This window comes from Actinomadura sp. RB99 (assembly GCF_014706005.1).
Classification (GTDB): domain Bacteria; phylum Actinomycetota; class Actinomycetes; order Streptosporangiales; family Streptosporangiaceae; genus Spirillospora.
The window spans coordinates 83,739-92,836 of the sequence record NZ_JABMCA010000039.1 but is presented as its reverse complement, the minus strand read 5'-3'; the positions used below and the strand labels follow the sequence as shown (position 1 = coordinate 92,836).

General features: G+C 72.1%; 6 protein-coding genes and 3 tRNA genes. 4 read left to right on the top strand and 5 right to left on the bottom strand.

Going from position 1 to position 9,098, the window contains the following annotated elements; genetic code table 11:
* Both ispH and hpnH read left to right on the top strand, forming a co-directional pair.
* Positions 1-1,362, top strand: a 1,362-nt coding sequence (gene ispH, locus amrb99_RS29790) for a 4-hydroxy-3-methylbut-2-enyl diphosphate reductase (protein ID WP_190862261.1), incomplete at its 5' end; no start/stop codon positions are given.
* 5 nt (positions 1,363-1,367) lie between these two features.
* Positions 1,368-2,366, top strand: coding sequence for an adenosyl-hopene transferase HpnH (gene hpnH / locus amrb99_RS29785; RefSeq protein ID WP_241756055.1), 999 nt, complete (start codon positions 1,368-1,370; stop codon positions 2,364-2,366).
* Between the two features lie 82 nt (positions 2,367-2,448).
* Here hpnH and amrb99_RS29780 read toward each other — a convergent pair whose 3' ends face one another.
* Positions 2,449-3,852, bottom strand: a complete 1,404-nt coding sequence (locus tag amrb99_RS29780) for an MFS transporter (protein WP_190862257.1) — start codon at positions 3,850-3,852, stop codon at positions 2,449-2,451.
* Between the two features lie 115 nt (positions 3,853-3,967).
* On the opposite strand from amrb99_RS29780, the gene amrb99_RS29775 reads away from it, so the two are divergent.
* Positions 3,968-4,597, top strand: coding sequence for a TetR/AcrR family transcriptional regulator (locus amrb99_RS29775; protein ID WP_194737300.1), 630 nt, complete (start codon positions 3,968-3,970; stop codon positions 4,595-4,597).
* 56 nt (positions 4,598-4,653) lie between these two features.
* Here the strand turns inward: amrb99_RS29775 and amrb99_RS29770 are convergent, their stop codons facing one another.
* The 4 genes from amrb99_RS29770 to amrb99_RS29755 all read right to left on the bottom strand — a co-directional run bounded on the left by amrb99_RS29770 (position 4,654) and on the right by amrb99_RS29755 (position 8,127).
* Entirely contained in the window at positions 4,654-7,212 is a 2,559-nt protein-coding gene (locus tag amrb99_RS29770) for a glycosyl hydrolase family 18 protein (protein ID WP_190862255.1), read from the bottom strand.
* A gap of 625 nt (positions 7,213-7,837) precedes the next feature.
* Positions 7,838-7,909: transfer RNA gene (locus amrb99_RS29765), tRNA-Val, on the bottom strand.
* A 35-nt stretch (positions 7,910-7,944) separates the two neighbouring features.
* Positions 7,945-8,015, bottom strand: a tRNA-Cys gene (locus tag amrb99_RS29760).
* 40 nt (positions 8,016-8,055) lie between these two features.
* A tRNA-Gly gene (locus amrb99_RS29755) sits at positions 8,056-8,127 on the bottom strand.
* A gap of 146 nt (positions 8,128-8,273) precedes the next feature.
* Between amrb99_RS29755 and amrb99_RS29750 the strand changes: the two genes are divergently transcribed.
* Positions 8,274-8,975, top strand: coding sequence for a helix-turn-helix domain-containing protein (locus amrb99_RS29750; protein ID WP_190862253.1), 702 nt, complete (start codon positions 8,274-8,276; stop codon positions 8,973-8,975).
* Positions 8,976-9,098: the final 123 nt, after the last annotated feature.

The following is a 9,098-nucleotide window of genomic DNA, read 5'->3' as shown; positions in this document are numbered from 1 at the left end:
CGGCTGCGCGACGCCGACGGGCTCGCCGTGGCCGGGTTCGGCGGCGCGCTGGACGGGCGGCTGCGGCCCGGCGACCTGTTCGTCGCGACCGAGGTGCGGGGCGCCGGCCCGCCCGTGCCCTGCCCCTCGGCGGAGCCCCTCGCCGGGCTCCTGGAGCGGACGACCGGCGCGACCGTGCACCGCGGCCCGCTGGTCACCACCGACCACGTCGTCACCGGCCGCGAGCGCGCCGAGCTGGCCGCGACCGGGGCGATGGCCGTCGACATGGAGTCGGCGCCGCTCGCCGCCGCCGGGGACCGCCCGGTGGCGGTGGTCCGCGCCATCGTCGACACTCCGGACCGCCCGCTGCTCAGCCCGGCCACGCTCACCGGCGGCGCGGCCGCCCTGCGGCGGCTGCGGACGATCGGGCCCGCCCTGCGCGCATGGGCGGACGCGATCGGGCCGCGCCGGATCCTCCTGGCCTCGCCGCGCTCCTTCTGCGCCGGCGTCGAGCGGGCCATCGAGATCGTCGAACGGGCCCTGGAGATGCACGGCCCGCCCGTGTACGTGCGCAAGCAGATCGTCCACAACACCCACGTCGTGAACGACCTCGCCCGGCGCGGCGCCGTGTTCGTCGACGAGCTGGACGAGGTGCCGCCGGGCGCGGTCACCGTCTTCTCCGCGCACGGCGTCGCGCCCGCCGTCCGCGACGAGGCCGGGCGGCTCGGGCTGCGCGTCATCGACGCGACGTGCCCGCTCGTCGCGAAGGTGCACGCCGAGGCCCGCCGGTACGCCGCGCGGGGCGACCTCGTCGCGCTGATCGGGCACGCCGGGCACGAGGAGGTCGAGGGCACGCTCGGCGAGGCGCCGGAGTCCACGGTCCTCGTGCAGACGCCCGCCGACGTCGCGGCGCTGCCCGCGGACCGCCCCGTCGCCTACCTCACCCAGACCACGCTCGCCGCCGACGAGGCGGACGGGCTGGCCGCGGAGATCACCCGGCGGTTCCCGGACGCGCGGGGCCCGCACACCGACGACATCTGCTACGCCACCACCAACCGCCAGCGCGCCGTGGCCCGCGTCGCGCGCGAGGCCGACCTCGTGCTCGTCGTCGGGTCGGCCAACTCCTCCAACTCCCGCCGCCTCGTCGAGGTGGCCGAGCAGGCCGGCGCGCCCGCCCTGCTGATCGACGGCCCGGCCGACGTCCCGCTCGGCCGGCTCCGCGGCGCCCGCGCCGTCGGCGTCACCGCCGGCGCGTCCGCGCCGCCCGCCGTGCTCGACGCGGTCGTCGCCGCGCTGCGCGGCCTCGGCCCCGCCGACCTCGTCGAACGCGAGGTCACGGTGGAGACCACCGAGTTCACCTTGCCGAAGGAGGTCCGACCCTAATGCCGATGCCACTGCGCCAGAGCGTCCGCGTCGCGTCGCACATCATGACCAACAAGGTGCGCGGCAAGGACAAGTTCCCGCTCATCATGGAGCTCGAACCGCTGTTCGCCTGCAACCTCAAGTGCGCGGGCTGCGGGAAGATCCAGCATCCCGCCGACGTGCTGAAGCGGCGCATGCCGGTCGAGCAGGCCGTCGCCGCGGTCAAGGAGTGCGGCGCCCCGATGGTGTCGATCGCGGGCGGCGAGCCGCTGATGCACCCGCAGATCGGCGAGCTGGTCGACGAGCTGGTCAGGATGAAGAAGTTCGTCTTCCTGTGCACGAACGCGCTGCTCATCCCGAAGAAGCTCGACAAGTTCACGCCGTCGCCCTACTTCGCCTTCACCGTGCACATCGACGGCCTGCAGGAACGGCACGACGAGTCGGTCTGCAAGGAGGGCGTGTTCGAGGAGGCCGTCGCCGCGGTCAAGCTGATCAAGGAGCGCGGCTTCCGGGTCACGACCAACACCACGTTCTTCAACACCGACACCCCGCAGACCGTCATCGATGTGCTGAACTACCTCAACGACGACCTGCAGGTCGACGAGATGATGCTCTCGCCCGGCTACGCCTACGACAAGGCGCCTGACCAGGAGCACTTCCTCGGCGTCCAGGAGACCCGCGAGCTGTTCAAGAAGGCGTTCGCCGGCGGCAACCGCAAGCGGTGGCGGCTGAACCACTCGCCGCTCTTCCTCGACTTCCTCGAAGGCAAGGCCGACTTCGGCTGCACCGCCTGGGCGATCCCGTCCTACTCCCTCTTCGGCTGGCAGCGGCCCTGCTACCTGATGTCGGACGGCTACGCGCAGACCTATCAGGAACTGCTCGACGAGACCGACTGGGAGTCCTACGGCCGGGGCCGCGACCCGCGCTGCGCGAACTGCATGGCGCACTGCGGCTACGAGCCGACCGCGGTCTTCAAGACGCTCGGCTCCCTGAAAGAGTCCCTGCGCGCCCTGCGCGAGAACTAGCCGCGCGCGACGCCCGGCAGGCCGTCCCGCTGAGGGACGCCCCGCCGGGCGCCGCCTCACGCGGTGCGGAGTGTGCCCGGGGTCAGCGTTGCCGGGTGGGGGCGGTGTCGTGGCGGAGGGCGAGCGTGATCGGCACGGTGGCGGCCACCGCGGCGACGGCGATCCCCAGGGAGATCCGGAAGCCCGTGGCGAACGCCGCGCCGGCCAGGAGCGGGCCGAACACCGCGACGCCCGCCGACGAGCCGACCTGGCGGCCGGCGTTGTACGCGGCGGTCGCGGCCCCGGTGAGCGCGGCGGGGACCGACTCGACCAGCCGCGTCGTCATCGCGGCGACGACGATGCCCCCGCCGAGACCCGCCGGGGTCATGGCCAGCAGCATCGGCCACTCCTGCGGCAGCGGCCCCACGGCCAGGAGCGCCGCGACGGCGCCGCCGAACAGCAGTTCCCCGAGCAGCAGCGCGGCGGTGGTGCCGAAGCGGGCGAGCAGCCACGGCGTCACGAGGTTGCCGAGCGCGATCAGGCCGGTGAACGGCAGGAACGACAGGCCGGCCAGCAGCGGCGGCTCCCCCTTCACGTCCTGGAGCAGCAGGCTCAACGCGAACATCACGCCGTAGAAGGTGAAGTTGAACAGAATGCCGAGCACGCTCGTCCCGGAGAAGCCCGCGCGCCGGAAGAGCCCGAGCGGCAGCAGCGGTTCGGCGGCCCTGCGCTCCGCGAGGACGAAGGCCGCGAGCCCCGCCGCGAACACTCCGCCCGCCGCCAGCACCGCCGGGTGCGTCCAGCCCAGGTGCGGGCCTTCGATCATGCCGAAGACCAGGCCCGCGATCGCCGCGCCCGCGGTGAGCTGGCCGCCGAGGTCCAGCCGGCGCGGACGAGCCGGGACCGCGCCGACCCGGGCCAGCGTCACCGCGGCCGCCGCCGTGCCGAGCACCGCGTTCACGACGAACACCGCCCGCCATCCCGCCGCCGCGATCAGCACCCCGCCGACCAGCGGCCCGGCCGCCAGGCCGACACCGCCGGTCGCGCCCCAGACGGCCACCGCGCGGGCCCGTCCGGCGGCGCCCCGCGCTCCGGACGTCGCCAGCGTCAGCGAGCTGGGCAGCAGCAGCGCGGCGCCCGCGCCCATCGCGAGCTGCGCGGCGATCAGCACCGGGACGGCGCCGGCGGCGGCCGCGACGGCGGACGCGGGCGCGACGACGGCCAGGCCCGCGAGGAAGATCCGGCGGGCGCCGAGGGCGTCCGCCAGCGCCCCCGCGCTGATCAGCCCGGCGGCCAGCGTCAGCGTGTAGGCGTTGACGATCCATTCCCCGGCCGCCGGCCCCCCGTGCAGCGCGCGCAGCATCGTCGGCAGCGCGAGCGTCACGATCGTGGTGCCGAGGAACACCATGAACGACGCCGCCGAGCCCGCCGCGAGCGCGGCCCGGTCACCTCCCCCCGCTTCCCGTTCGGTGTCCTTTTGCGGCCTCACTTGCGTCTTCGTCTTCATGAGCACCCCTCCAGCAACCGGACGCGCCTCGTCCGGTTGCAGACGCTAACACAAGCGGACGACGCTCGTCCATTTAACTGGAGGGTGCTCGTCCGCTTGCTGGTAGATTGGTGCCATGGACGTGACCTGGCCCGCCGTGGACCGGCTGCTGGACGACGGGACCGGGCACCGGCCCCGCGCCGATGCCCGCCGCAACGTGGAACGCCTGGTGGCCGCGGCCCACGAGGCCGCCCGCGAGGCCGGATCGGAGATCACCGCGCACGACATCGCGCGCCGCGCCGGCGTCGGGATCGGCACCTTCTACCGCCGCGTCGGCTCGCTGGAGGACCTGCTGAAGGCCGTCCTGGACGAGCTGATCGGCGAGATCATCGCGTCCGCCGACGCCTGCCTGGCCGCCGACGACCCGTGGGAGGGCTTCCGCGCGTTCGCCGCGTCCTACATCCGCCGCCGCAACGAGCTGTGCGACATCAACGAGGCGCTCGGCGACGTCCTCGACCACTCCCGCGCCGACCTGCGCGACCGCATCCGCAGGCTGGTCGAGCGGGCGCAGGAGGCGGGTGCCGTGCGCGCCGACGTCATGTGGACCGACGTGGCGTTCCTGCTGGTCTCCGCGGGGACCGGGCCGCACACGCTCGGCCTGCGGGCCGGCGAGGAGCAGTGGGATCGCAATCTGCACGTCATCCTGGACGGCCTGCGCGCCCCCGGCTCCGGCGACCTGCCGGGCGAGCCCCCGCAGGCGCCCTGACGGGGGTCAGGGCCGGCACCGCGCGGGGGAGACGGCGCCGGCCCTGAGTCCGGTGGTCAGGCCAGCCCGTCGTCGAGCGCCTTGGTGAGCACGCCCGGGTCGCCGGACATCTCCCAGATCATGGCGCCCAGCAGATGCCTGCTCTTCAGCCAGGCGGCCTTCTTCCCGATCGACCAGGCGTCGTCGAACGACCACCACTGGCCGCCGTCACCGGTGAAGCAGGACGTCGCGACGGCCTGCTCGTCGTGCGCGACCGTGCAGTTCGGCAGGCTGGAGACCAGGTTGGCGTAGCCGCGCGTCCCCGCCTCTTCCTGGAACTGCCCGGGCGCCGCGCCCTTCGCGGCCTGCCATTGGCCGCCCTTGCCGCCGTCGGTGACGCCCTGCCAGCCCCGGCCGTAGTAGGCGAGCCCGATCGTCAGCTTGCGCGGGTTCACACCGGCGTCGAGGTAGGTGTTCACCGCGTTCTCGACGCTGAAGTGGAACGGGTACGGGTCGTCGGTGTCGGTGTACAGGTTGGCCTGGTGGCCGGTCCGGTTCGGCTCCCACGAGTTGTCGCTGCCCGAGCCGTGGAAGTCGTAGCCCTGGACGTTGAAGATGTCGAGGGACTTGGCGACCTGCGGCAGGTCCCATCCGGCGGCGATCTTCGCCGGGTCCGCGGGGGTGAACGCGGTGAGCTCGTAGCGCTTGCCGGTCTGCGCGGTCAGCGCGTCCAGCTGGCGGCGGAACTCGGCGATCAGAAGCGCGTTGTTCTGCTTGTCGGCGGCGCCGACGTGGTTGCCCGGGTGCCCGTCGGAGCCGGGCCACTCCCAGTCGAGGTCGATGCCGTCGAAGATCCCGGCCGCCGCGCCCGGCCCGCCCGCGCTCTCGTACTCGGGCAGGTCGCCCTTGATGTAGGTGTCGATGCAGGAGCCGACGAACTTCTTCCGGGAGGCGTCCGTCGCCGCGACGTCGGAGAAGTACTTGGAGTACGTCCAGCCGCCGATCGAGATGAGGATCTTCAGCTTCGGGTACTTCGCCTTCAGCTTCTTGAGCTGGTTGAAGTTGCCGCGCAGCTTCTCCCAGCCGGTGTCGGCGACGCCGTCGACGGACTGCGCCGCGCTGAACGGGCGGCCGTAGTCGGCCTCGGCGTCGCCCGCGCCGTCGCCCTGGTTCGGGTCCTCAGGGTCGGACGTGGTGCCCTTCGTGACGCCCTGCAAGCACGTCAGGTTCTTCGGGTCGATGTTCGCGAACGCGTAGTTCAGGTGCGTCAGGCGCGCCGCGTTGCCCGTCGTGTCCAGGTTCTTCACGAAGTACTGCCGCCCGTAGATGCCCCACTGGACGAAGTAGCCGACCTTCGCGTAACCGCTCACCACGTCGTCCGTGGTGACCTTCACCGCCGCGCTCTCCGCCGACACGTTGTCGTACAGGTCGCGGGCCCGGACGGTGAACGAGTACGCGGTGGACGGCGACAGCCCGGCGACGGTCGCGGACGTCCCGGTCACCGTCGTGGCGACCTTCCCGTCCACCAGCACGTCGTAGTTCGCGATGCCGGTGTTGTCCGACGAGGCGGACCACGCCAGCTCGACGCTCGCAGAATCCTTGCCCGTGCTGTGCAGCCCCGACGGCACGGACGGCGCCTGCGTGTCGTCGCCGGGGTCGTTGGTCTTCACGGTGACCGGCGCGCTCGCGGGGGACAGGTTCCCCTTCCGGTCGCGGGCCTTCACGGTGAACGTGTACTGGGTGTTCGGCGTCAGCCCGGTGACCGTCGCGGCGGTACCGGGCACCGTCGTCGCGAGCGTCGCCCCGTTGTACACCTCGTAGGCGGTGACCGGCAGGCTCCCCGCCTTCGCCGCGTCCCAGCTCAGCGACACGGTCTTGGTCGTCTTCACGGTGGTCTTCAGCCCGCCCGGCGCGCTCGGCGGGACGTCCGCGGACCCGTCGCAGTTGGCGTCGTTGACCCGGCAGCTCGCCGGTTCCGCCCCGGACCTGCTGACGGTGAAGGTCGGGCTGTACGGCTCCGTCGTCTTGCCCGCCGCGATCGAGGAGTTGTAGTAGACGGACGACAGGGTGACGGTCGTGCCGCTCTGGCTGATCGTCCCGTTCTGGGCGCCGCTCGCGGTCACGCCGCTCGGCAGGTCGAAGACGATCGTCCAGCCGTCGACGGCCGTGGCGGTGCTGTTCGCGACGACGAACTTCGCCTGCGTCCCGTTCACCGAGTACTCGGCGGTGACCGCCGCGACCGTGGGCGGCGGCTCGCCCGAACCGTCGCAGTTCGCGCCGTTGAGCAGGCAGTTCGTCGGCTGCGCGGCGGAGCTCAGCGTGAACGTCGGGCTGTAGGGCTCGGTGCTCCCGCCAGCCTTCACGGTGGCGATGTAGAACGCGGGCGTGAGCGTTACCTTCGTCCCATTCTGGGACACCGTGGCGTTCTGCGGGTTGCTCACCGTGACGCCCGCCGGCAGCTCGAACGTCAGCTTCCAGCCGCTCACGTCGGACGTCCCGGGGTTGGCGACCACGTACTTCCCGGTCGTCCCGGACAAGCTGAACGCGGCCGTCAACCGTGTCGCCGCCCGCGCGGGAGCGGCCGCCAGCGCCGCGACGACCAGGAACGACACCAGGATGGCGAGGAATCTTCGCATGCCGAACACCTGCTTCCGGGGTGGTGGTGCTGCACGACCGGCCGCCCTCCCCGAACCGGCAATTGATAGGAAGGTTTCCTATCAATTACCGAGCAAGGTAACCCTCCGAACCTCAACCGACAACCCCCGCCGACCCACCCCCGCGCCAACCACCCCAGCTAGCGCACCGAACCAGCCGCACCCCACAAGAATCTCGGCACAAACAGCCCGAACGACGACCCCACCCCGGTCAACACCTGACAACCAACACCACGCCAAGTGGGCCAGAGCCCAAGGCGACAGATGATCAGCAACCCCAACCACGAGGGGCAAGGGGCGGAGCCCCAAAACCACCCGCAGAGCGGAGGAGGACCAGCGACCTCAGCCACAAGGGGGCCAGGGGCGAAGCCCCAAACCGCTCACCGGCCAGCGCAGGAACGCCGACCTGAACCACAAGGGGGCAAGGGGCGAAGCCCCAAACAACAGAAGCGGTGAGAAGGGAAAGGCCCCCACGGACCGCAACCACAAGGGGGGCGTGGGGGGCGGAGCCCCCCACATCGGGGGTCCGGGGGTCGCCCCCCGGGTCAACACGAAGAGGGAGTGACGGCCCGCGCTCTCCGCGGGCACATCACTCCCAACTCCATCGTGGGCGATACTGGGATTGAACCAGTGACCTCTACCGTGTCAAGGTAGCGCTCTCCCACTGAGCTAATCGCCCGTGCACGTGGTCTCCGGGGGGAGTCACGGCGGTTGAGGTGGAGACGGGATTTGAACCCGTGTACACGGCTTTGCAGGCCGTTGCCTCGCCTCTCGGCCACTCCACCAGAAGAGACCTTCTGGGTCACAGCCTGAAAGGCCCCTCAGAGCGGAAGACGGGATTTGAACCCGCGACCCTCACCTTGGCAAGGTGATGCTCTACCCCTGAGCCACTTCCGCGTGTGCTGCCCGGTGCCTTGCGGCCCCTTGCGGCGACGGGGAAAACATTAGCGCGTCCGGGGCCGTTCCCCAAACCGGGTTTCCCGGCGAGGCGCGCCGCGGACGCTTCGATGCGGGTCGAAGGATGCGGCGCCTAGGGTCGAGGTATGGCGGAACTTGCTGTTTCTTCGGACATCGCCCCGGTGGCGGCGCTGCTGGCGGATCGGGCGCGGGCGGCGATGCTGACGGCTCTGCTGGACGGGCGTCCGCTGGCGGCGGGGGAGCTGGCGCGGACGGCGGGGGTGAGCGCGCAGACGGCGAGCGCCCATCTGGCGCGGCTGCTGGAGGCCGGGTTCGTCACGGCGGTGAAGCAGGGGCGGCACCGGTACTACCGGCTGCAGAACGCGGAGGTGGCGCAGGTGATCGAGGCGCTGTCGCGGATCGGCCCGCCGGTGGAGGTGCGGAGCCTGCGGCAGTCGCGGGACGCGCGGCGGCTGCACGAGGCGCGGACGTGTTACGACCATCTGGCGGGCGAGGCGGGGGTGGCGCTGTTCGCGGCGCTGGTGGACGGCGGCCTGCTCGAGCGGGACGGCGAGGAGTCGTACGAGGTCACGGAGAAGGGCGAGGACCGGCTGGGCGCGCTGGGGCTGGACGTGCCGGCGCTGCGGCGGGCGCGCCGCAGGTTCGCGTGGCACTGCCTGGACTGGACGGAGCGGCGGCCGCATCTGAACGGGGCGCTGGGCGCGGCGCTGACGGACCGGATGATCGAGCTGGGCTGGTTCGAGCGGGGGGCGACGCGGCGGGCGCTGAAGGTGACGGACGAGGGGCTGAGGGGCCTGGCGGACTCGTTCGGCTGCGTGCTGGTCTGATCCCGAGCGCGCGAGGCGCGAGGCCCGGCCTCGTCTGGAGCCGTTCGCCATACAGGTTCGTCCGGCTTCGGCAAGATCTGCGGTGCGGCCCGGGACGCTGACTCGGCCCGGATGAACTCGAAA

Excerpts from the sequence above, each read along its gene's own strand:
- hpnH (WP_241756055.1), top strand. The coding sequence starts at position 1,368 with ATGCCACTGCGCCAGAGCGTCCGCGTCGCGTCGCACATCATGACCAAC.
- amrb99_RS29750 (WP_190862253.1), top strand. The coding sequence starts at position 8,274 with ATGGCGGAACTTGCTGTTTCTTCGGACATCGCCCCGGTGGCGGCGCTG.
- amrb99_RS29780 (WP_190862257.1), bottom strand. The coding sequence starts at position 3,852 with ATGAAGACGAAGACGCAAGTGAGGCCGCAAAAGGACACCGAACGGGAA.
- amrb99_RS29770 (WP_190862255.1), bottom strand. The coding sequence starts at position 7,212 with ATGCGAAGATTCCTCGCCATCCTGGTGTCGTTCCTGGTCGTCGCGGCG.
- amrb99_RS29775 (WP_194737300.1), top strand. The coding sequence starts at position 3,968 with ATGGACGTGACCTGGCCCGCCGTGGACCGGCTGCTGGACGACGGGACC.